The organism is Pantoea sp. X-Soil-YNGN-844, from assembly GCF_059730595.1.
Genome location: NZ_AP036007.1, coordinates 3395194 through 3417883 on the forward strand (window position 1 = coordinate 3395194; position 22690 = coordinate 3417883).

Annotated in this window: 16 protein-coding genes; 8 read left to right on the forward strand and 8 right to left on the reverse strand. The window is 58.5% G+C overall.

Going from position 1 to position 22690, the window contains the following annotated elements; all coding sequences use genetic code 11:
• Positions 1–35 precede the first annotated feature (35 nt).
• Entirely contained in the window at positions 36–2399 is a 2364-nt protein-coding gene (locus tag AC6I8C_RS15720; RefSeq protein WP_497823002.1) for a glycoside hydrolase family 31 protein, read from the reverse strand.
• 10 nt (positions 2400–2409) lie between these two features.
• The gene (locus AC6I8C_RS15725; RefSeq protein WP_013359022.1) at positions 2410–3720 is read right to left on the reverse strand and encodes an MFS transporter; all 1311 of its coding nucleotides are present in this window, start codon (positions 3718–3720) and stop codon (positions 2410–2412) included.
• 23 nt (positions 3721–3743) lie between these two features.
• Here AC6I8C_RS15725 and AC6I8C_RS15730 point away from each other — a divergent pair, with 23 nt between their 5' ends.
• Positions 3744–3947, forward strand: a complete 204-nt coding sequence (locus AC6I8C_RS15730) for a hypothetical protein (protein ID WP_497823003.1) — start codon at positions 3744–3746, stop codon at positions 3945–3947.
• Entirely contained in the window at positions 3944–5008 is a 1065-nt protein-coding gene (locus AC6I8C_RS15735; RefSeq protein WP_497823004.1) for a LacI family DNA-binding transcriptional regulator, read from the forward strand. The genes AC6I8C_RS15730 and AC6I8C_RS15735 overlap by 4 nt, the downstream gene beginning before the upstream one ends.
• Here AC6I8C_RS15735 and AC6I8C_RS15740 read toward each other — a convergent pair.
• Both AC6I8C_RS15740 and AC6I8C_RS15745 read right to left on the reverse strand, forming a co-directional pair.
• A complete protein-coding gene (locus AC6I8C_RS15740) occupies positions 5005–7869 on the reverse strand; it encodes an EAL domain-containing protein (RefSeq protein ID WP_497823005.1) in 2865 nt (954 codons plus the stop codon). The two genes, AC6I8C_RS15735 and AC6I8C_RS15740, sit on opposite strands and share 4 nt — an antisense overlap.
• A gap of 272 nt (positions 7870–8141) precedes the next feature.
• Positions 8142–8753: a cupin domain-containing protein gene (locus AC6I8C_RS15745; protein WP_033733877.1), complete on the reverse strand. Its 612-nt coding sequence runs from the start codon at positions 8751–8753 to the stop codon at positions 8142–8144.
• 331 nt (positions 8754–9084) lie between these two features.
• On the opposite strand from AC6I8C_RS15745, the gene AC6I8C_RS15750 reads away from it, so the two are divergent.
• The gene (locus AC6I8C_RS15750) at positions 9085–9567 is read left to right on the forward strand and encodes a YlaC family protein (RefSeq protein ID WP_013359026.1); all 483 of its coding nucleotides are present in this window, start codon (positions 9085–9087) and stop codon (positions 9565–9567) included.
• On the opposite strand, the gene AC6I8C_RS15755 is transcribed toward AC6I8C_RS15750, so the two are convergent.
• The 3 genes from AC6I8C_RS15755 to AC6I8C_RS15765 all read right to left on the reverse strand — a co-directional run bounded on the left by AC6I8C_RS15755 (position 9564) and on the right by AC6I8C_RS15765 (position 15468).
• Positions 9564–10967, reverse strand: a complete 1404-nt coding sequence (locus AC6I8C_RS15755) for an aminotransferase-like domain-containing protein (RefSeq protein ID WP_497823006.1) — start codon at positions 10965–10967, stop codon at positions 9564–9566. The genes AC6I8C_RS15750 and AC6I8C_RS15755 overlap by 4 nt on opposite strands.
• Positions 10968–11094: 127 nt before the next feature.
• Positions 11095–13242: a putative bifunctional diguanylate cyclase/phosphodiesterase gene (locus AC6I8C_RS15760; RefSeq protein ID WP_497823007.1), complete on the reverse strand. Its 2148-nt coding sequence runs from the start codon at positions 13240–13242 to the stop codon at positions 11095–11097.
• A 144-nt stretch (positions 13243–13386) separates the two neighbouring features.
• Complete coding sequence (locus tag AC6I8C_RS15765) at positions 13387–15468, reverse strand: putative bifunctional diguanylate cyclase/phosphodiesterase (RefSeq protein ID WP_497823008.1); 2082 nt, start codon at positions 15466–15468, stop codon at positions 13387–13389.
• A 545-nt stretch (positions 15469–16013) separates the two neighbouring features.
• Between AC6I8C_RS15765 and AC6I8C_RS15770 the strand changes: the two genes are divergently transcribed.
• From AC6I8C_RS15770 to AC6I8C_RS15790, 5 genes are read left to right on the forward strand one after another with little or no spacing between them, the layout of a single operon-like run.
• Positions 16014–16583 (forward strand): spore coat protein U domain-containing protein, encoded by a 570-nt coding sequence (locus tag AC6I8C_RS15770; RefSeq protein WP_150014732.1) that lies wholly within the window; start codon positions 16014–16016, stop codon positions 16581–16583.
• 22 nt (positions 16584–16605) lie between these two features.
• On the forward strand, positions 16606–17121 hold the full coding sequence (locus tag AC6I8C_RS15775; protein ID WP_497823009.1) for a Csu type fimbrial protein: 516 nt from the start codon (positions 16606–16608) through the stop codon (positions 17119–17121).
• A gap of 25 nt (positions 17122–17146) precedes the next feature.
• The gene (locus AC6I8C_RS15780) at positions 17147–17842 is read left to right on the forward strand and encodes a fimbrial biogenesis chaperone (RefSeq protein WP_497823010.1); all 696 of its coding nucleotides are present in this window, start codon (positions 17147–17149) and stop codon (positions 17840–17842) included.
• Between the two features lie 7 nt (positions 17843–17849).
• Positions 17850–20297, forward strand: coding sequence for a fimbria/pilus outer membrane usher protein (locus tag AC6I8C_RS15785; protein WP_497823011.1), 2448 nt, complete (start codon positions 17850–17852; stop codon positions 20295–20297).
• Positions 20294–21271 carry a Csu type fimbrial protein gene (locus AC6I8C_RS15790; RefSeq protein WP_497823012.1) on the forward strand — a complete coding sequence of 326 codons (978 nt, stop codon included), beginning with the start codon at positions 20294–20296 and terminating at the stop codon, positions 21269–21271. Before AC6I8C_RS15785 ends, AC6I8C_RS15790 begins: the two co-directional genes overlap by 4 nt.
• On the opposite strand, the gene AC6I8C_RS15795 is transcribed toward AC6I8C_RS15790, so the two are convergent.
• Positions 21268–22590: an MFS transporter gene (locus tag AC6I8C_RS15795; RefSeq protein WP_497823013.1), complete on the reverse strand. Its 1323-nt coding sequence runs from the start codon at positions 22588–22590 to the stop codon at positions 21268–21270. The two genes, AC6I8C_RS15790 and AC6I8C_RS15795, sit on opposite strands and share 4 nt — an antisense overlap.
• Between the last annotated feature and the right edge of the window lie 100 nt (positions 22591–22690).

Sequence of the window (22690 nt, forward strand, 5' to 3'; positions counted from 1 at the left end):
GGGCCGAACTTCTCTTCACTGCCATCACGCCACCGCTATCCCAGGCGGTAACTCGCCGCTTTCTCGCCATTTACCCACAGCTCACGACGTTCCCCCGCAGGCAGTAACAGCGCGATCTCCCGCCAGGCGGGCTGATAGTCGCCGCGTTTTTCCACCGTCAGATCGATACGGCTGGCGCTGCTGCACAATGTCCAGCGCAGCCACAGCGCATTGCCCTGCTGCCAGCCATGACTCTCCCCATCGTCATCAAACATTTCGCCCTGAGTGGTTACACCTTCCGGTGCCGGCCATAGCTGCCACTGCCGCACGGTGTCGCGGCGCGCATCCGTCGTGGTCTCGCACTCGCCTAGCGGGATCACCGCACCGGCACGCACCAGCAACGGCAGTCGATCCAGCGGCGCATCCAGCGTAATCGTTTCGCCACCTGCATACGCCCTGCCGCTGTGCCAGTCATACCAGCCGCCCTGGTTACGTGGCAGATAGACTTCACGACTGCGCGCGCCCTGCTCCACGACGCTGGCGACCAGCAGATCGCGGCCCAGCATAAAATCATCACACTCCTCATACGTCAGCGGATCCTGCTCATGGTCGAGGAAGGTCGGGCGCAGCATTGGCTCATCTTCCACGCTGGCCTGCCACGCGAGGTTATAGAGGTAAGGCATCAGACGATAGCGCAGCCGGATCGCCTCGCGGATCATCGGTGTGACATCCGGGTACATCCATGGCTCGTTCACGGTGTGATCGTCATTCCACGAATGGATGGTAAAGCGCGGATGCATTACGCCATTCTGAACCCAGCGCACAAACAGCTCGGCATCCGGCTTGTCTCCCGAGAAGCCGCCGACATCGTGTCCGACGTTAAACAGCCCGGACAGGCTCATTCCCAGTCCCATGCGGATGTTGTAGCGCAGGGTCTGCCAGCTGGTACGGTTATCACCGCTCCAGGTCTGTACATAGCGCTGCATCCCGGCACAGCCGGACCGTGAGATCAGATAGGGTCGTTTGTCTGGTGCAAACTGCTGCTGGGCTTCCATCGAGGCGCGCATCATCAGCAACGGCATCACCGGGCGGATATGCTTGATCGCGATCGGCTGACCAAACCCGTGACAGCGCGCTTCGCCATCCCATACTTCATATTCGTTGTTGTCGTTCCATGTGGAATCGATGCCTTTTTCCAGCAGTTGCTGCGTGACATTTTCCTGCCACCAGCGCACCGCCTGCGGATGGGTAAAATCAAGGTGCGATCCCTCATCATCCCAGAACACCGAACGCTCGGGACGATCGAACTCAGAGTCACGAATAAACAGCCCCTGCGCCGCCACTTCCTGGTAGCGCGGATGATCCTGCAGCAGACAGGGCTTGATGTTGGCCGCCAGCTTCATTCCGGCAGTGTGAAATGCGTCGCTCAGCGCGTTGGGGTTCGGGACTTTGTCGTAGTTCCAGTTGAAGACATAGCGCTTGTTATTGATCGAGGTATAACCGGAAGAGAGCTGGAACGAGTCGCAGGGGATTTCATGCTCGCGACACAGGCGGATAAAGGATTGCAGCTGCTGCTGTGCGTCGGGCGCGTCAGTGTAGTGCATGGTGGATCCGCTGTAGCCCAGGCTCCACTTCGGCTGAAACAGCGTGCGTCCGGTCAGGCGCACAAAAGCTTTGGTGACGTCGAGCAGCGTCGGGCCGAGCATCATGTAGTAATCGAGATCGCCCGCCTCGGCGCGGTAACGGCGATAAGGCAGATGGTAGTTATCCAGCTCGTTACCCAGATCGAGCCAGCTGCTGCTGAGGTTGTCATAGAACAGGCCGAAGCTGACGCCATCGCGCTGCGTCAGGGTAAACGGAATATGTTTATAGAGCGGATCGGTACTGGCGGCGTTGTAGCCCATCGCGTCGAGATTACGCATCTCAAAACGGCGGTTAACGCGGTTCAGGTCGCCGCTCTTCTCGCCCAGACCATACACCCGATCCTGCGGCTGCCGACGCTGATAGTGCTCGACGCCGTCGCCGTGCGCATTGAGCAGATAAGCACCGGTATGACGATCGGCGGTCAGCGGTTGCCAGCTGGCACCATCAAACTGCTCCCAGCTCAGGCAGAGCGGCTGATGCACCGTCACCCGCAGCTGTCGGGTGCTGATGCGCAGTTGCTGCGCATCATGCTCCACCTGAAACGCGGGCAGCGTAAAACCCTCCAGCGCCTCACGGTCACGTCCCTGCCAGGGCACATCGTGCTCTGGCGCAATGCTCCAGGTGCGGTTCAGCGCCAGCTCGCCGTCGCGCTTCAGCAGCACACGCATCAGCTTCTCTTCCAGCACGTAAAGCCGCAGGAAATGTCGAGCGTCGACCTTGAGTTCAACAAAGTGATCGGCCTGCTGATGCAGCGTCCAGTTCTTCAGGGTTTTCATCGCGATATCCTTATGGGTTAGCAGGGCGCTGGCGGCGTTCGGCGATCAGCATCACCAGGAAAACGGCACCAATCAGGTCAAAGAAGCCCATCGCCACAAACAGCGGATTAAAGCCGATGGTATCGGCGGTAACGCCGATAATCAGCGAGAAGATAAAGCTGGCGATCCAGGCGCAGGAGCCACGCATACCGTTAACGGTGGCCATCTGGCGGCGATCAAAGCGTTCCACCACCAGCGCACTCAGCATGCAGGAGATCACCTGGTGACCGAAGCCGCCGACGGAGATCAGGGCAATCGCCAGCCAGGGATCTTTCACCAGCGTCATCAGCGCCAGCGACACCATCAGCAGCGCACCGGTGACGGAACTCGCGACAATGGAATTCACGCGGGTCATGCCAAACCAGCGCACATAGATTCTGGTGAGATAGCCGCTGGCCACGCTGCCGAGGTCGGCGGCCAGAAATGGCAGCCAGGCGAACATCACGATCTGCTTAAGATCCATGCCGCGCTCGTTGGCAAGATAGAGCGGCACCCAGAAGCTCAGCACCGCCCAGGCGGGTTCAGCCAGAAAAGCCGGAATGGCGATGCCGTAGAATTTTTTCTCTTTACCAATCACTTTCAGCGCGGTGAAGAACGGCAGCTTTTCACCCATCGCCTCGTTGTCCTGGTTAATAAAGGCGCGTTCATCATCGGAAAGACGGGGATGACTCTCCGGCGAGTGATAGCCCCACCACCAGAGTCCCACCCACAGCAGGCCCAGGCCGCCGGTCAGCAGAAATGCGCCCTGCCAGCCAAAGGTAATGTGGGCAACATAGATAATCGGTGGCGCCAGCATCGCACCTATCGAAAAGCCGACGCCCGCCCAGCCCGCCGCAACCGGACGCTCCTTTTTCGGAAACCAGTCACCGATCGCTTTGGCGTTAGCAGGCGTGGCCGCCGCTTCGGAAGCGCCCATGACAAAACGCAGCAGCGCCAGATGCAGCCAGCTTCCCGCACCGGCGTGCAGCAGACAGGTTACCGACCAGATCAGCGCGCAGATCAGGAAGCCCATCTTCAGTCCGATTACATCGATCAGCCAGCCGCAAATCGGCTGAAACAGGGTATAGGCGAGCTGAAATGCGGCTACGACCCACGAATACTGTTCGGTGGTCATGTTCAGACTGGTTTTCAGTTCCGGTGCCAGAATGCCGAGGGAGTTACGGGTGATGTAGTTGACGGTCACACCCAGCAGGAACATTCCCAGCATCCACCAGCGTAAATTTTTAATCACGCGCACCGTGCGTGATGCACTGATGGGTTTCGTTGTTGATTCGAGGCTCATTGTGCCACTCCTGATTGCCATTGATGACGCACACCGCCTGCTGGCGTACCGCGTGTCCTTTTATCGAACTTAGAAAAGTGCGAAACGTGGGTACAGCCACTTTTTTGCAACGCTTTTCATGGCAGGCTGAATCCCGACAGAAAATGGCACTGAAACGCTTATCTGACGCGATTCAGCAGGTTATGAAAAATTTTTCATCAGCAGATTTGAAGGCGATCACAGAATGAAACAAAGGCTGAAAATCGGTGAGATTGCGGCGCTGAGCGGCGTCTCGCTCAGCACGGTATCGCGGGTACTGGCCGGAAAAGCAAATACCCGGCCCGCGACGCGGGACAAAGTGCTGGCTGTGGCGCAGCAGCAGGGCGTGCTGGATAATCTGCACAGCGGTCGCCTGCTGCTGAATAACCTGATGGTCTTTGCCCCGCCGCGCGCCTTTGACGTACGCAGCGACATTTTCTACTACAAGGTGATTCAGGGAATCAGCCAGGCGGTAGAGCCACATGAGGTGCGGCTGCGCTACTGCCCGCTTGAAGAGGTGGAGAGTAATGCCGCGCTGTTTATCGATAAGATGCAGCAGACCGAAGCCGCCCTGCTGATCGGCATTGATGATGAGCATATTCATCAGCTGGCGGCGGAGATGAACAAACCCTGCGTGCTGATCAACGCCCGCGATCGCCGGATGCGCCTGCCGTCGGTTTCGCCGCATCATCAGCTGATTGGGGAATTCTCCGCGCGCTATCTGTTTGAGCAGGGACACCGGCAGATCCTGTCGCTGCACTGCCTGCGCCGCTACACCATGGAGCAGCGCTTACAGGGCGTGCGCGACGCCTGGCACGCCATGAACCTGCGCTTTGACAGCCGCCAGCATCTGCTGACGCTCAACAGCTTCAGCAGCAATGAGGCGGCGGAGCGACTGGGTGAATATCTGCGCCACTGCCCTGACGCGCTGCGCCCGACCGCGATTCTCGCCAGCGGGGATTACATCGCCGCAGGTGCCGTCACCGCGCTGGAGCAGGCCGGATTGCGGGTGCCGCAGGATATCTCAGTAATGAGCATGGACGGGTTTAACCTGGCCGCTATCCACGATATTCCGCTGACCTCGGTGCAGGTGCCACGTGATGAGCTGGGCGCATCAGCAGTCAGAATGCTGCAGGAGATGCGGCTGAATCCCGGCACACCCACCGGCAGCCTGCTGCTGAATGGCAGGCTGGTGGTGCGCGAGTCGGTGCGCCGCATCCGGGATAATCTCAGCCATGCGCCGGTTCAGCAGCATGGTCTTTATGATTAACCCGGCGCGGATTCACCCAGCGTTTTCAGCCGCAGCTCCGACGGCTGAGGCCGTCCGAACAGGAAGCCCTGGAATAGCGTACAGCCCTCATCGCGCAGCTTCGCGAACTGCTCATCGCTCTCCACGCCTTCAGCGGTAATCTGGATATCCAGACTGCGGCTCATGCCGGTAATCGCGCGGATAATCGCCAGCGCCTCGCGACTGTCGCCCATATCGTTGATAAACGATTTGTCGATTTTGATTTTGTCGAACGGGAAGGATCGAAGATAGCTCAGCGACGAATAGCCGGTGCCGAAATCATCCAGCGCAATCTGTACGCCCAGCGCCTTGAGATTCTGCAGGGTACGGATATTCCCCAGTGAGTCATCCAGCAGCACCGATTCGGTGATCTCGACTTCCAGTCGCGCCGGATCGAGACCCGACTCTTTCAGCGCGCCTTCGACCACCGGTACCAGCGAGCTGTTTTTAAACTGCAGCGGTGAGAGGTTGACTGAGACCGACTGCTCCCCTTCCCAGCTCGCCGCTTCACGACAGGCTTCATAGAGGGCAAAGGCCCCCAGCATATGAATCAGGCCGGTCTCTTCCGCAATCGGGATGAAGTCGTTGGGCATAATCAGCCCGCGGATCGGATGATGCCAGCGCATCAGCGCTTCATAGCCAATAATTGTGCGGTGATCGCCATTGGTAATAGGCTGATAGTAGAGCCGTAAATGCCCGCCGCTGATCGCATCGCGCAGATCGTTTTCAATCAGGCGTCGGCTGCGTGCCACATCATCCATCTCCAGCGTAAAGTGCTCATAGCGGTTGCGGCCATTACGTTTGGCTTCATACAGCGCCATATCCGCACAGCGCAGCAACTGCTCCGGCGTATTGGTGATGGTGGTGCTGAGTGCAATACCCACGCTGAGCCCGACCGACAGATTATGACCTTCAACGTTGACCGGCGGACGAATCGCCTCGATCAGACGCTGAGCCACAATGCTCGCCTCCTCACTGTTTGCTACCGAGGGCAGCACGATAGCGAACTCATCGCCACCAATGCGCGCCAGCGTATCCTGATCGCGCAGCGTGTTTCGCAGACGTTTAGCCACGCTGCGCAGCAGCTCATCGCCAATCTGATGGCCCAGCGCATCGTTCACATTTTTGAAGTTATCCAGATCAAGGCACAGCGCGGCGGTCTGGCGCTGCGTCTGGCTCGCGGTGCGCAACGCCTCACTCAGACGCTGGCGGAACAGAATGCGGTTCGGCAGGCTGGTCAGGTTGTCGTGGTGCGCCATATGATGAATACGGGCATCGGCGGCACGCTGGTCGGTGACATCTTCCACCAGCAGCATCAGGTAGTTGCGGCGTGCATCCTGGCCATTAATTGCGGTGGCGCGGGTATGCAGAATGCGTTCGCCGCTGGCGGTCATCAGCAACTGCTCACGCTCATGCATGCCCTCACTGCGCAGTGCAACGTCCGCCAGATTGTTAAAATAGTCACTGAGCTCAGGCGACATGCATTCGTGCGGACGCTTGTTGACGATCAGTGCTTTCGACAGGCCAAACAGCTGCTGAGTACGGTCATTCACCAGCAGGATCTCGCGGGTGATCGCATCTTCAACAATCACGCAGGAGGGAATATTAGCAATGATATTGTCCAGGAATTTAGACAAGGCGGTTTTCTGCGTGCTCTGGGCTTCGGCCAGATCCCGGGCGCGCAGGATCTGCTGCTCCTGCTCACGGCCTTCCGTACGGTCGCGGGTGATCTTGGCGAAACCGATCAGCTTACCGTCATCATCATGGATCGCGTCGATCACCACATGCGCCCAGAACGCGCTGCCATCTTTACGGTAGCGCCAGCCTTCATCTTCAAAGCGGCCGGTTTTCAGCGCGATACCAAGGTTGGCTTCCGGCGTGCGGTTCAGTCGCTCCTGAGCGCTGTAAAACAGCGAGAAGTGCTGACCCACCACTTCCTCCGCTTTATACCCTTTGGCGCGCTGGGCACCGGCGTTCCAGTTCACCACCACGCCGTCGACATCGAGCATGTAGATGGCGTAATCGGTGACGCCCTCTACCAGCAGGCGAAAACGCTGCTCCTGCTCCCGTTGCTCGCTGCGGACGCGCTGCTGTTCGGTGCAGTCACGGGTGATTTTGGCGTAGCCCAGCAATTGACCCTGATCGTCGCGGATCGTGTCGATCACCACATGGGCCCAGAACGCGCTGCCATCTTTGCGGTAGCGCCAGCCCTCATCTTCAAAACGGCCGGTGCGATACGCCGTTTGCAGGTTCTGGCTGGGGATATGATTGAGTCGATCCTGTGCGCTGTAGAACCGGGAAAAATGCTGGCCGACAATCTCTTCCGCCACATAGCCTTTGGCCCGCTGTGCGCCGGCGTTCCAGTTCACTACGTTTCCGTCCTGATCGAGCATGTAAATGGCGTAATCGGTGACGCCCTCCACCAGCAGGCGGAAGCGCATCTCCTGTTCCCGCTCTTTGCGCTGCTGCTCCTGCTGCCGGGTGCAGTCACGGCAGACCGCAGCAAATCCAGTCAGCTGAGCGGTCTCGTCGCGGATCGGATAGATAACCACGTGTGCCCAAAAGCTGCTGCCATCTTTGCGGCAGCGCCAGCCTTCGTTTTCGTAACGTCCGGTGGTGACGGCGATATCGAGTTCGCGCTGCGGCTGACCGCGACGGCGATCCTCTTCGTTGTAAAACAGGGCGGCGTGCTGTCCAATAATTTCGTCTGCCCTGTAACCAAGGACGTGCAGACCCCCGCCGTTCCAGCAGGCGACAGTTCCGTCCGGTTTAAGCATGGTGATCGCGTAGTCGATCACGCTTTGTACCAGCATGCGATACATGACATCAGAGTTATTATCCATTGTTATTTGCCTGCTGCTCGGTAGCCCGGTAAAGGCTTAGGAATGTTCTTAATCGCGAGCCGAGACTAAAGCGGAAAAGGTCTGCGAAGACAAGCGTATTAAGAAGAATAACTAATCTTAACAGCGGAGTTATCGGCAGCGGCGAGCAAATGTTCAATGATGTGATGATCGGGATGAGCGCCAGAGGTCAGGCGTTAAGGCAGGTTCTACAGCCAGCCAGGTCAGAGCGCGAGGCTGGCTCGCGCTTAATCATTTCGCGGCAGAAACGGCGTTTACAGGTCCATCTGTTGCTGTAAATGCATCGCGGCAATCGGCTGCCAGATCTCGGTTAACGCGCCCTCTTTACCGGTGAACGGATCCTGTGTCGGCAACGGCACTTTTTTCACCTGCTCCTGCGCCATTTTCAGCTTCGCGGGTTCGTCGCGCAGCGTCTCAGGCGACATGCCGTGCGGATAGGCACCAATCACCATAAAATCTTCGCTGGCGCTGACCTGGCGATGACCGACACCTGCCGGGATCAGCACCGCATCGCCTGCGCGCAGGGTGACCATCCGGCCACTGTCGCCGCCAAACAGCACTTCCGCCCAGCCTTCCGCCACCCCGAGCAGTTCATGGGTGTTGGGATGGAAGTGGGTATAGGGGAAAATCGGATAGCGCCAGGCGGGTGGCCAGCCGTTTTCGTCGAACGTTTTCTCAAACCACGCTGCGATCTCCTCTTCTTCCGGCACCACGCGCGGCCAGATAATCAGAGGTAACGGGTTATTAGGTACGCCGCCCGACGGGATGGCGAGCATCAGATGCTGAGGATTATCAGAGGCCCCGGCCGAAAAAGTACCCGCGGCAAAGGACATCATTAATAACAGACTGGAGGATGAGGCACGCATACAGGTTCTCCGGTTTTTTTCTAAGTGTGGCAAACCCGCGGCACAATGCAATGTGCGCCGGACGACACAATTGAGATAATTGACTGATATTGCTGACTAAAGCCAAATGTGTCGTTAACAATAGGGCCAGATAGTGCCTGTACGCCTGCGGATAGCGGTTCTTACTGCGGCAAAGTGTTGCAAAATGTCAGGCGGCCCGGCACGCAGATACGGCAGCCCGATGTCCGGACACTCTTTTGATAAACTGTTATACAAAAATCGCACAGATCTGTTTCTGATATGCTTGACTGTTATCTGTTGTAATAGCTAACAGATGACAGTGAGGTAACAAATGGACGCTATTAAACAAATCCTGATTGACGAGATCGCCACGCTTAACCGCGAAGAACGTCGCGACAATTTGCCGCGCTTTAGCCTCTCGTTTCTGAAGAACCATCCCGGCCTCTGGGCCGTTATGTATCTCTGCTACGGCCTGTGCGTGGCGCTGATCTTCACCACCGAGATGCTCGGCTGGCCCGCCTTCTGGTTTGCCACCGCATTTGTGCTGGTGATGAGCGTGCTGATGCTGCTTGATATCAACCCGAAATATCGCTTTGAAGATATCGATGCGCTCGATCTGCGTGTCTGCTACAACGGTGAGTGGTATTACGTTCAGCCGGTGCGCGAACAGGCTATCTCACGCATTCTGTCGCTGCCTGAAACGCCGGAGCGGGTGAAAAGTGGTATCCAGCGTCTGCTGACGCAAAAAGGGGAAGTGGACTTTTACGATGTCTACTACCTGACCTGGGGCCACCAGGAAGCGGCGCGCGTCTAATCCGCCTGCGGTTGCGCCATTAACCGACCCAGCGTCGCTATTGCCGCCTCGGCCCGACTATCCCACGGCCAGGCGGTATTCAGTCTGAAGCAGTGACTGAACTGCTCACCTGCCGAAAACAACTGCCCCGGTGCAATACTGATCCCCTGCGCCAGCGCCTGCTGGTAGAGCCGGGTAGTATTGATGCTGTCCGGCAACGTCACCCAGAGAAAATAGCCGCCGCGCGCTTCGCTGACCGTCGCCTGCGGCGGCAGCACCTTCAGCAGCGCCTGACGCACCATCTGCTGTCGCTTCGCCAGTATCTGTCGCAGCCGCTTCAGATGAGTGTCGTAACGCCGCGTGGCAAGAAAGTCGGCCAGCGCCAGCTGCATCGGTGCGCTGGTCGAGAGCGTGCTCATCAGCTGCAGGCGCTGAATGCGCTGCGCATGCTGTCCCGCTGCCACCCAGCCGACGCGGAAACCCGCCACCAGCGACTTGGAAAACGAGCCACAGTGCAGCACGTTTCCCTGGCGATCCCAGGCCTTCGCGGGCAGCGGCGCAACCTCACCCGCCCAGAGTTCGGCATAGACATCATCTTCAATCATCGGCACCTGATAACGCGCCAGCAGCGCCACCAGTTGCTGTTTGCGCTCCGGCGTTAACGTCACGCTCAGCGGATTCTGCAGCGTCGTCATCAGCCAGCAGGCTTTTACTGGCCAGCGTTGCAGCGCCTCCTCAAGCTGGACGAGATCGATGCCCTGCTTTGCATCCACTGGAATCGCCAGCGCCTTGAGCTTGAGCCGCTCAATCGCCTGCAGCGCGCCATAAAAACTCGGTTGCTCAATCACCACATAGTCGCCCGGCTCGGTCAGGGATTGCAGGCTGAGGTTCAGCGCCTCCAGCGCCCCGCTGGTGATGACAATTTCATCCGGCGACAGGGTGATGCCCTGACGTGCATAGCGCTGCGCCAGCAGCTGTCGCAGCGTAGCGTTGCCGGGCGGCAGATTGTGCAGCGCATCGGTTGGGGTCAGATGATGAGAGACGTTCGCCAGCGAGCGCATCAGCTGACGCTGAGGAAAGAGTGCCGGATCGGGGAACGCAGAGCCAAACGGCACGATGGCGGGATCGCGCGTGGCCTGCAGTACATCAAACACAAAGTCGTTGATATCGACCTGCTCGCTGATCGCCACACTCAGCGGTGCGGGCGCTAAGGCGCGCGGTGCCACGTAGTAACCTGACTGCGGACGCGAGACGATCCAGCCCTGACTCTCCAGCAGTTCATAGGCATGCAGCACCGTCATCAGGCTGACACCCTGCTGCGCGACCTGCTGACGCAACGACGGTAAACGGGTGCCCGGCAGCCAGATGCCGGCCTCTATCTGCTGCTGAATCTCATCCATCAAGCGCTGGTATTTCGCCACGGGTCGCCTCTCCTTGTTTACCGCGAGTAGTCTGACCGCGAGACTTTACCACGCACGGCGGCCAATGACAGGCGGCGCGCATCGCTTATCGTCTCCGATTACGCTGATTCGGCGCTGCCAAGGCGCGTCAGATCACCGCCACCTGCGGCGTCAGGGGCTGCTCGGCCTCAGTAATCGGGCTCAGGTTTGCCATCGCCGCTTCCGTTTCCGGCACCACAAAATTAGCCAGATCCGGCACCCGCTCAGGGGGAACCGGCTTGCCCAGCAGATAGCCCTGCAGCGTATTGCAGCCCAGGCTGGTCAGAAAGGCCTGCTGCTCAGCGGTTTCAACGCCTTCAGCCACCACTTTCAGCTGCAGCGACTGCGCCAGCGCCACAATCGCCGACACGATGGTGGCATCTTCTTTCTGATGCTGCAGCTCATTCACAAAGGCCCGGTCGATCTTAAGCTCGCTGGCTGGCAGCCGTTTCAGATAGAGCAGGCTGGAGTAGCCGGTGCCAAAGTCATCAATCGAGGCTTTCACGCCGAGCTGGGTCAGCTCGGTGAGAATACGCACGCTCTCATCGGGATCGCGCATCGCAGTGGTCTCTGTCACTTCCAGCGTCAGCAGTTCGGCCGGAATCTGATGTTTTGCCAGCGCATCCACCACCGTCTCTACCAGATTCGATTGTTCAAACTGCAGCGCCGACAGGTTCACCGCCACCGACCAGTCAGGATGGCCCTGCAGATGCCATTGCCGCAGCTGACGACAGGCTTCATGGATCACCCAGTTGCCGATGCTGACAATCATGCCGGTCTTTTCCGCCATCGGCAGGAAGTTATCGGGCGACAGCAGGCCACGCTTCGGATGCTGCCAGCGCAGTAACGCCTCAAAACCGAGGATCGGGCCGCGCGGCGCACAATATTTTGGCTGATAGAACAGGCGCAGTTCGTCGTTCTCCAGCGCATGCCAGAGATCGTTATTCAACTGAAGCTGGCTCTGCGCCTGAATGTTCATTGAGGGCTGGAAGAAGGTGTAGCCGTTGCGGCCATTATTTTTGGTGTGGTACATCGCCGCATCGGCGTTGAACATCAGTTCCCGCTCATCCACGCCATCGCCGGGATAGACGGCGATACCCAGACTCAGTGAGACCACCAGTTCATAGCGTGAGATATCAAACGGGCGATCCACCGCTTTAACCAGCTTATCGGCGATGGCTGCAGCATCATTAGGATCGTCAATCTCAACCAGCAGCACAAACTCATCACCACCGAGCCGCGCCAGGGTGTAGTAGCCGGTCATCTGCTGACTCATCCGCTCGGTCACACCGACCAGCAGACTGTCGCCAATATGATGTCCGAAGGCGTCGTTAACCGCCTTAAACCCATCGAGATCCATAAACATCAGGGCAAACTGCGTCTGCTCTCGGTTCGCTTTGTTGATCGCCTGCTCCAGTCGATCCTCCAGCAGGATACGGTTCGGCAGCCGGGTCAGGTTATCGTGCAGCGCCAGCTGAGCCAGCTCGCGATTCGCTTCAGCCAGCGAACTGGCGAGAATCGAGGTACGCGCCTGCATCCGCGCATCCAGCATCGAGACCAGCAGGGTAATGCCCAGAATCGAGATGGTGACCACCGTGACCAGAATCGCCAGCCAGTTGCTGTTAACGCCCTGTCCGACCGGATGACTGTGGGCGGGAAACTCTGCTGCCATCATGCCGGTATAGTGCATGCCAGCAATCGCACAGCCCATCACCACCGAGGCGCCAATGCGCAGCAGTGTGACCCGGCCGGTCTGACCCTCACGCAGGTTAAACGCCAGCCACAGCGCCGCGCCCGAAGCGGCCAGAGCAATCGCCACCGACAGCGCTACCCAGCCCCATTGCCAGACGATACCGGGCGAGAACATCAGCGCCGCCATGCCGGTGTAGTGCATCGCCGCGACACCACTGCCGAGGATCAGCGCGCCGCCCGCCAGACGCGGCAAAGGCAAATCGCCACTGCTGCAGACCAGCCACAGTGCAAATATCGACGCGCAGACGGCAATGGCGGCGGAGAAGGCGGTAAGTCCGGCGTTATAGCTCATGACCATCTCCATGCTCATCGACAGCATGCCGATAAAGTGCATCGCCCAGATGCCGATGCCCATGGAGAAACCGCCGCCGAACAGCCAGACCAGCGCCACTTTGCCGGTAGAATGTACCACCCGTCCCGCCATATCTAAGGCGGTAAACGAAGCCAGCATCGCGACAAGAACTGAGACGATGACGATAAAAGAGTCGTATGAGGTCGCTAACATAGTGCATTCCCGCGAAAGCCGTGCTGGTGGTTGGGCAGAGGTTTTTTTAAATTTGTATGAGTTATCGGCATAGCCCGGCGGTTAATGAGCCGCGAACCCTGCATCCTTTCCACTCATTCTGAGTGATGAAATCTATCGTCAGCTTCAGCCAGAAACCGACGACACCGGCTGCCGCAGTGCGGGAAAACTGAACGCGTCAACCCGATCCGGAGGCGTTGGCTTGCCCAGCAGATATCCCTGCAATGCATCAAAGCCTAAGCTGGTGAGTAGATGCTGCTGCTCTTCCGTCTCAACCCCTTCCGCTACCATGCGCAGGTTAAGACTCTGCGCCAGCGTCAGCATGGCGCTGACCACGGTTGCATCTTCACTGCCAGGTCGCAGGCAGTTGATAAAGCCGCGATCAATCTTGAGTTCACTGGCATCCAGATGTTTAAGATGCAACAGGTTGGCATAGCCGATGCCGAAGTTATCAATGGCGACGCTGACGCCTGCCTGCTGCAACTCGCGGATCCGCTGCTGACTGAAAGCGGGGTCGCGCATGGCAATCGTTTCGGTAATCTCCAGCATCAGCGCGCTCCCTGACAGCTGGTAACGTGCCAGCGTCCCGGTCAGCGTGCTGAGCAGATCACGCTGGTGAAACTGCAATGCCGAGAGATTCACCGAGACCGTCCAGTCGCTGTGGCCCTGGCTGTGCCAGATCCTTAACTGACGGCACGCCTCCTCAATCACCCAGTTGCCCAGCGCCACAATCTGACCGGTTTTTTCGGCGCGCGGCAAAAACAGCTCAGGCGTCAGCAGACCGCGCTGCGGATGCTGCCAGCGCAGCAGTGCTTCAAATCCCATTAATCGTGTGCCGCCGGAACGGAATTTGGGCTGATAGAACAGCCGCATCTGCTGGCGATCGATCGCTTCCCACAGATCGTTGGCCAGCTCCAGCTGATGCTGCGTTGCCGCGCTCATGGCGGGCTCAAACAGGCACCAGCCGTTTCGTCCACTGTGTTTGGTGTGGTACATCGCCGCGTCGGCATTAAACAACAGCTCCTGCCGGCTGCGGCCATGCAGTGGAAATATCGCAATACCGGCACTGAGTGAAACGTGCAGTACATAGCGGTCAAGTTCAAACGGCGTACCGATTACTTTCACCAGTTTTTGCGCCAGCTGCCGGGCCGGGTTGATATCACACTCCGCCATCAGCACAAACTCATCCCCGCCCAGCCGCACCAGCAGCATGGTGTTACTGAGCTGAGTGCGCAGCCGTTCCGCCACTGCCACCAGTAGCCGGTCACCGACGTGATGTCCCCAGGTGTCATTGACCGCCTTGAAGCCATCGAGATCCATATAGATCACGGCAAAGCGATCTTCATTCAGCGTCGCCTGTTTGATGGCGAGATCAAGCTGCTGCTCCAGCATCACCCGGTTGGGCAGCGCCGTCAGGTTGTCATGCATCGCCAGCTGACGCAGCTCCTGGTTAGCGCGATTGAGCCGGGTTGCCAGCCGCGCGGCGCGCACCTGAGCGTCCAGCATCGAACTCAGCAGGGTGATCCCCAGAATACTCAGCGTAATCAGCGAGACCCATACCGCCAGTCCCGGATTACTGACGCCGTGCGGCTGCATGGTGCTGTTGTGGCTGAACACCGCCGCCGCCATACCCACATAGTGCATACCTGCAATCGCGATCCCCATCACTATTGAGGCCAGCCCACGCATCAGCAGCAGATGATGGTCACCCTGCCGCAGATGAAACGCCAGCCACAGCGCCACACCTGAGGCCACAAACGCAATCAGCACCGAGAGCGCCACCAGCAGCATATTCCACTCAGGTTGCGGATCAATCAGCAGGGCCGACATACCGAGATAGTGCATCACCACTACGCCCGCGCCCAGGATCAGCGTGCCGCGCAGCAGCCGCTGACGGGTGAGATGCAGGCCGCCCACCGTCTGGCCGAAGGCGAATATTGACGCCAGGATCGCCACCAGCAGTGAGAGGATCGTCAGCCGCGTGTCATAGCGCATCGTCATCGGCATCATCATTGCCAGCATCCCGATAAAATGCATGGCCCAGATGCCAATCCCCATTGCCGTGCCACCCACCAGCAGCCAGAACCGCGCGCTCCAGCCATGGGAGACCGCCACCCGTCCGGCAGTGTCCAGCGCTGTAAAAGAGGCAATAAATGCCACGAGCAGCGAAACGCAGATCAGCACGCTATCCCAGCTGACAAGTAACATGTACAACTCCTCACCACCCGCAGAAAAGCAGGTGCTGTGTAAAGTCAGAAAAGTAATTTTAAAAACACCCAATGGGTGAAAGTTAATTAACTTCAGTATTTACTGGCCCTGAAGACCGGGCAAAACAGGCCCATAAACGCAGGGCCATTTGTGACCTGCATCTTATTAACCGCCTGCTGTGTCTGGCAGTTAATCGTTATTATGTCTGATTGGTACAGGAACATATCACCGAAGCAGAAAGCATACCAGAGGCCGAAAAAACAAGGGGTTTTGTTTTTCCGTCTCGCTTTTACGCCTTGCTGTAACTGGGTTATCGGCCAGAGAGACCATTTGATTAACGAAAAATAAACAGCAGCACTTCGCGTAACGCTTTAACTGATCTATAGTAAGTAAAACTGATATAAATCATCATTCTTAAGTCTGAGATTTTTCTTAAGACTGCGGCGCTGCCGGCCTTGTTATTTTTATTTCCTTACTTTGGGTTGAATCGTTAATAAACACCGGGTGAAAAAGCACTGACTCTCGATAATCCGTAAGGAAATATTATGAAACTCAAGCTTTTTCTGTTTGCCGCTGCAGGATTAACTGTTGCTGTTCCATCATTAACCCAGGCGGCTACGACCTCGGGAACCATCAATGCCACGTTGACGCTGACCACCGGTTGTCTGGTAAATGGACAGTCAGCCACGGCGGGCGTTAATTTCGGTACCCTGAACTTTGGTAGCAGCGCCGCCACCTTTGATACCCTGAATGCCACCCTGGTCGGTGCCGCCGGTAACGGTATTTTTGTGCGCTGCACCACCGGTCAGGATTACAACGTGGTGGTGACCAGCAGCAATGCTGCGCCCGCTACTATCTATGGCACCGCTTCTGCGTCGCCGCGTTATCTGATTCTGGGATCGAATAATGCGCAGGGTATCGCCTATACCCTCTACAGTGACGCCTCCTTCACCACGGCGATCGCCAACAATACGCCTATCGCGGCCAGTGGCACCACTGACCCGACACTGGGTACCAACTACGCCATCTATGGCCGGGTGGTCGGTGGTGGCTTTAACCCCCTGATCCCTGCCGGAACCTACACCGATACCATTAACGTGGCCGTGAACTACTAACTGCTGCCGCAGGTAAATAAGGTTGGTTCTCTGGCGACCCTGCCTGACGATCGCACGCAGCCTGCCCCTGCTGATAGCAAGTGTCAGCGCCTGGAGTCTGCCCACCAGCACCTTTCAGGTGACCGCCTCGGTGGTAGCAGGCTGCGTGATATCCGGTACTAATACCGGCGTTTTTGGCACGCTTAATTTCGGCACGCAGTCTGGCGTGGCGGCCAGTACCGTCAATGCCAGCTTCGTGCAGAGCACCGCCATTAACCTTGCCTGTACGCCAGGCACCACGCTGAGCATGAGCATTAATCAGGGCAGTAACTTCACGACGACCCGTAATCTGAAGCTGCCCAATTTCACCAATACCGTTCCCTATACGCTCTTTAGTAACGCCAGCCGCACCACGGTCATCCCGGTGAACCAGGCGGTGTCGCTGAGCTATAGCAATGCCAATAACATTACGCTGCCGATCTATGGCCAGCTACAACTGCCCGGCACTGCGCGCGCCGGCGTTTATACCGACACGCTGACCGTCACCCTGAGCTGGTGAGATGATAGAAAACAAGGATATGATCATGAAGCCACTGCGCGCCCTGCTGCTGCTGAGTTCCACTCTGCTCTCTCCGGCCTTCGCCGCCAACTCGGTGATGATCTGGCCTATTGATCCCGCCATTAATCCTGAAGAGAAAGCCAGCGAGCTCTGGCTGGAAAATCGCGGTAACAGCACGACCATGATGCAGATCCGGGTTTTCAGCTGGCAGCAGATTAACAGTCAGGAGCAGTATCAGACCCAGCAGCAGGTGGTTGCCAGCCCGCCGATGGTGCGGATGGAGCCGGGCCAGAAACAGCTGGTCAGGCTGATTAAACAGACGCCGCCTGCGGCCGGTAAAGAGCTGGCCTACCGGGTGGTGCTGGATGAAATCCCGACGCCGAACAATCCCGGCGAAAATCAGGCCGGACTGACCTTTCAGATGCGCTATTCGGTGCCGCTGTTTGTGTATGGTTCCGGGCTCTCCACCGACAGCGTCCGTCCCGCTCTGCACTGGCAACAGGTCAGCGAGGGCGGCAAGCGCTGGCTCCAGCTGACCAACAGCGGCAACGGCCACGCCCGGCTCAGCAATGTGGCGATTGGTGGTCGCAAGCTGGGCGAAGGCTTATACGGCTATGTGCTGGCGGACAGCACGCATCGCTGGCCGCTCACGGTGCCGGTCAGCGGCGAACTCACCGCAGAAGTTAATAAAAGCCAGTGGCGCAGCGCTGCCCGGAAGTAAGCGCTGAATGAGACCTTTTTCCCTGCACCCCTGCGCGCTGGCGGTGGTCAGCGTGATTTACGCGCTTACGCCGGATCCTGTGCTGGCGGAGACTTACTCATCCCTGCCCCCGCCGCCCAGCCTGCAGACCAGCGGCGCGGGTCAGCAATACATGCTGGAGCTGGTGATTAACCAGCAGGCGAACGGCAATATTGTGGCAGTGGAACAGCGCGACGGTCATTTCTGGCTGCGCAGCAGCGATCTGCAGCGTGCCGGGCTGTCACCGGATAAGCTGGGCCAGCAGCCGCAGGTTGATGTCAGCAGCCTGCCATCCATCAGCGTGGAGTATGACGCTGCGCGGCAGCGCCTGCTACTGACCGTGCCGCCTGACTGGCTGCCCGGCCAGATCATTGGTGAGGCGAAGAATGGACCGCGCTATCCAGGCCGTACCAGCAGCGGCGCGCTGATTAATTACGATCTGTACGCCAGCCGCACTGATACCACCGGCACCCGACTTTCCGCCTGGAACGAACTGCGGCTGTTTGGTGATGCCGGGCACGTCTCAACTAACGGCGTCTGGCAGCAGCAGCTGGAAGGCAGTACGACTTATCAGGACAACGGCTATATCCGCTACGACAGCTGGTGGAGCAATGAAGATGAGAACACGGCGGTAAGCTGGCGGGTCGGGGATCTGGTCACCGACTCGCTGGCGTGGAGCAGCAGCGTGCGGCTTGGCGGCATCCGCGTCGGCCGCGACTTCAGCGTTCGTCCCGATCTGGTGACCTATCCGCTGCCCGCTTTTTCCGGCCAGGCAGCCGTTCCCTCCACCGTCGATCTCTTTATCAACGGCTATCGTTCCAGCCAGGCAAACGTGCAGCCAGGCCCCTGGTCGATGACCAATGTGCCGTTTGTTAACGGCGCGGGTGACGCGGTGATCACCACCACCGATGCGGTGGGCCGTCGCGTCACTACCACCATGCCGTTTTACGTCTCCAGTAATCTGCTGAAATCTGGCCTGTCAGATTATGCCTTCTCTGCTGGCGCGATCCGCGAGAACTACGGCATCAAAAACTTCGATTATGGGCAGGCCGCCGCCAGCGGTTCTTACAGATATGGCATGACCGACTGGCTGACGCTGGAGAGTCACGCTGAAGGCAGCGAAAGCCTTGCGATGGGCGGGCTGGGCGGTCAGTTACGCGTCGGCAGCTGGGGCGTGGTCAACGGCGCGGTAGCGCAGAGTCAGCTTGAGGGCGAGAGCGGCAGGCAATACAGCTGGGGTTATCAGTACAACAACAGCTGGTTCAATATCGGCACGCAGCAGACCCAGCGCAGCAGCGACTTCGGCAATCTGGCGCTGGTTGGCAGCCGTGCCGGGAGCCAGGCCGATAGCCGTTACGCGCTGTCGCGCCGCAGTGCGCAGTACAGCGCCAGCGTCTCGCTGAACCAGTTTGGCAGTGTCGGTGCCGCTTTCATCGATATCACCGACGGCCAGGGCGACCGCACCCGCCTGTGGAACCTCTCATGGAGTAAAAACCTGTGGGGTAACAGCAGCCTCTATGTCTCTGCCAGCCGCGATCAGGAGGAGAAAAGCTGGACCGGTGCCCTCTCGCTGGTGATCCCGTTTGGTGAACAGGGCAGCGCGGCCATCAGCACCGAACGCGATCAGCGCGGCCGCGACAGCCAGCGTATCTACGCCTCCAGCGCCATGCCCAGCGACGGCGGGTTCGCCTGGGATGCCTCCTGGGCGAATCAGAGCGGTGACAGCGGCGATTATCGTCAGGGCAGTCTGCGCTATCGCAATAACCAGATTGATACCTCCGGCGGTTTTTATGGCGATGATGACAACCTCACGCAATGGGCCGATCTCTCCGGTGCGCTGGTGTTAATGGATAACAGCGTCTTTGCCGCTAACGCCATCAACGACGCCTTTGTGCTGGTGAAAACAAGCTATCCCGACGTGAACGTGCGCTATGAAAATCAGTCGATGGGACGTACCAATCAACGGGGCTATCTGCTGGTGCCCGCCATCAGCAGCTACTATCCGGCCAAATATGATATCGACACCCTCGACCTGCCCGCCGATATGACCACGCCGCGGGTTGAGCAGCGCTTCGCGGTGAAACGCCAGAGCGGCTACCTGCTCAACTTCCCGGTGGAGAAACTGCGCGCCGCCAGCGTGATCCTGGTTGATGCGCAGGGCCAGCCGCTGCCGATCTCAAGCCTGGTGCAGCGGCCTGGCCATCCCACCGGATATGTCGGCTGGGATGGCATCGTCTGGATGGAAGATCTTACCGCCAGCAATCCGATCGAAGTAGTGACTCCTGATGGTCGCCGCTGCGAAACCGAATTGCATATCGCCAGCGGTCAGCCGCAGGCGCTGAAAACCTATGGCCCACTGACCTGCGTGCTGCCGGCTCCTGTTGCAGGTAGCGCCGCCGCGCCTGCTGAACCTTTTACGTCCGGAAATCCACTATGATGAGATCGCTGTTACTGGCTGGCCTGTTGCTGCTACTGCCGTCACTGAGCTACGCCGCCTGTACCCTGCCCGCCTCCACAGCAAGCTTTGGTTCGGTCACCACCTTTGTGGCGAATACCACCGTCAGCTCGGTCACCACCAATGCCAACGTCAACTGTGGCTCCGGCTCGTCGCTGTCGCTGCTCGGCAATAACCAGATAACCTTCCAGTTGACCGGCGCAACTACGGTCAGCGGCACGCGCGGCATCCTGAAGCGCAGCGGTGACACCGGCAGCGATAATGTGCCTGTGCGGCTCTGCACCGACAGTGCCTGCGCCACTGAACTGACTATCGGCGGCACGCCGTTTGTCTATGGATCGCAGACACTGATCAACCTGGCGGGATTGCTGGGCAGCCTTAACTTCGCCATTCCGATTTATCTGCGCACCGTTCCCGGTCAGGTGGTGGCCGCCGGAACCTATCAGGTGACGCTGAACATGGCGGTGACCTGGCGCGTCTGCACCAGCGTCAGTGTCGGTAATATTTGCCTGAGCGAGCAGAATGGCAGCGGCGTGATACCGATTAACATCACCGCTATCCTGACCAATGACTGTACGACGATCACCTCGCCCAATATCAGCTTTGGCAGCGCGCCGCTGGTGGGCAGCTTCTCCGCCGTCTCGCAGACCATTAACGTATTGTGCAGTAAAGGCAGCACCTATACCGTCGGGCTGAGCAATGGCAGCTATGCGGCGGGTAGCGTCAGGAATATGGCTAGCGGCGCAAACCGACTGAGCTATGAGATCTATAAAGGCACGACCAGCAATCGCTGGGGATCGGCAGGCACGGAACGCTGGAGCAGTACCACCTCGACGGCGATATCAACAGATGGACTGACGCGCGGCTTTAACTACACCGCGCGTATCCTGACCACGCAGAACACGCCGCCTGCGGGAAACTACAGCGACAGCGTGGTGGTCGATTTGTCCTTTTAGAGAGAAGCGCTGGCTGGCGTCGCGCTGTGGCGCAACTGATACTGTTTCACCATCCGGCCAATCAACAGCGTCCCAATCAGCCCGCAGACGGCAGCAAAGGTCAGCCAGACGCCCGGCATCGCCTTATCACCGGTGGCGTGGATCAGATAGCTGGAGATGGCAGGCGTGAAGCCGCCAAACAGCGCCGTCGCCAGGCTGTAGGCCATAGAGAAACCCGCGGCTCGCACCTCAGCAGGCATAATCTCCGCCAGATACACCACCATCGCCCCGTTGTAACTGGCATAAAGAAACGACAGCCACAGTTCCGCTTCCAGCAGGTGGGCGAAACTGGCCGATCCCACCAGCCAGTGCAGCACCGGCCAGGTCGTCACAATCATCAGCAGGGTAAAGATGATCAGCAGCGGACGGCGACCGATGCGGTCCGACAGCGCGCCCATCAGTGGCAGCCAGAACAGGTTTGAGACACCTACACAGAGGGTGACCAGAAACGCCTGTTTGTCGCTCATCATCAGCACGGTTTTACCAAAGGTCGGGGTAAAGGCGGTGATCATGTAGAACATCACCGTGGTCGTGACCACCATCAGCATGCCCGCCAGTACCAGCGCCCAGTTGCTGGCCACCGACCGCATGATTTCCGTCATGCTCGGATGATGTTTACGTTTGCTGAACGCTTCGGTCTCTTCCAGCATCCGGCGGATGTAGAACAGGAACGGCACAATGAGGCAGCCGACCACAAACGGGATACGCCAGCCCCACTCCGTCACCGCCTCTTTCGCCAGCAGATGATTCAACATCAGCCCCAGCAGAGCGGCAAAGATCACCGCAATCTGCTGACTGCCCGACTGCCAGCTGACAAAAAAGCCTTTGCGACCTTTCGGCGCGACTTCCGCCAGATAGACCGATACGCCACCCAGCTCGACGCCTGCCGAGAAGCCCTGCAACAGGCGTCCCAGCAGAATCAGAATCGGTGCCGCCGCGCCCAGCGTGGCGTAGCCTGGCACCAGCGCAATGGTCAGTGTGCCAATCGCCATTAAGCCCAGCGTCAGTAATAAGCCTTTACGACGGCCATGATGGTCGATGTAGGCACCCAGAATGATCGCCCCCAGCGGGCGCATCAGGAAGCCGGCACCAAAGGTCATCAGAGTGAGCATCAGGGAAGCAAACGGGTCATCACCGGGAAAGAAGGTTTTGGCGATGGCGGTGGCGTAATAGCCAAACACCATAAAATCGTACATCTCCAGAAAGTTACCACTGGTGACGTTAAAGATGGTTCGGGCAGCACTTTTCGGCGGCTTTTGTAAAGACGGGGTGTGACTCATAACGGCTTCCTGTTGTTTTTTAGCCGTTTTAGCCTGCCTGAGACGAGATTAATGTGACCTGGCTCACCATTGCACTTTACAATTCTGTGTACATAAGTAA

Coding starts and splice junctions, on each gene's coding strand:
- AC6I8C_RS15720 (WP_497823002.1), bottom strand. CDS start 2,399: ATGAAAACCCTGAAGAACTGGACGCTGCATCAGCAGGCCGATCACTTT.
- AC6I8C_RS15725 (WP_013359022.1), bottom strand. CDS start 3,720: ATGAGCCTCGAATCAACAACGAAACCCATCAGTGCATCACGCACGGTG.
- AC6I8C_RS15730 (WP_497823003.1), top strand. CDS start 3,744: ATGACGCACACCGCCTGCTGGCGTACCGCGTGTCCTTTTATCGAACTT.
- AC6I8C_RS15735 (WP_497823004.1), top strand. CDS start 3,944: ATGAAACAAAGGCTGAAAATCGGTGAGATTGCGGCGCTGAGCGGCGTC.
- AC6I8C_RS15740 (WP_497823005.1), bottom strand. CDS start 7,869: ATGGATAATAACTCTGATGTCATGTATCGCATGCTGGTACAAAGCGTG.
- AC6I8C_RS15745 (WP_033733877.1), bottom strand. CDS start 8,753: ATGCGTGCCTCATCCTCCAGTCTGTTATTAATGATGTCCTTTGCCGCG.
- AC6I8C_RS15750 (WP_013359026.1), top strand. CDS start 9,085: ATGGACGCTATTAAACAAATCCTGATTGACGAGATCGCCACGCTTAAC.
- AC6I8C_RS15760 (WP_497823007.1), bottom strand. CDS start 13,242: ATGTTAGCGACCTCATACGACTCTTTTATCGTCATCGTCTCAGTTCTT.
- AC6I8C_RS15765 (WP_497823008.1), bottom strand. CDS start 15,468: ATGTTACTTGTCAGCTGGGATAGCGTGCTGATCTGCGTTTCGCTGCTC.
- AC6I8C_RS15770 (WP_150014732.1), top strand. CDS start 16,014: ATGAAACTCAAGCTTTTTCTGTTTGCCGCTGCAGGATTAACTGTTGCT.
- AC6I8C_RS15780 (WP_497823010.1), top strand. CDS start 17,147: ATGAAGCCACTGCGCGCCCTGCTGCTGCTGAGTTCCACTCTGCTCTCT.
- AC6I8C_RS15785 (WP_497823011.1), top strand. CDS start 17,850: ATGAGACCTTTTTCCCTGCACCCCTGCGCGCTGGCGGTGGTCAGCGTG.
- AC6I8C_RS15790 (WP_497823012.1), top strand. CDS start 20,294: ATGATGAGATCGCTGTTACTGGCTGGCCTGTTGCTGCTACTGCCGTCA.
- AC6I8C_RS15795 (WP_497823013.1), bottom strand. CDS start 22,590: ATGAGTCACACCCCGTCTTTACAAAAGCCGCCGAAAAGTGCTGCCCGA.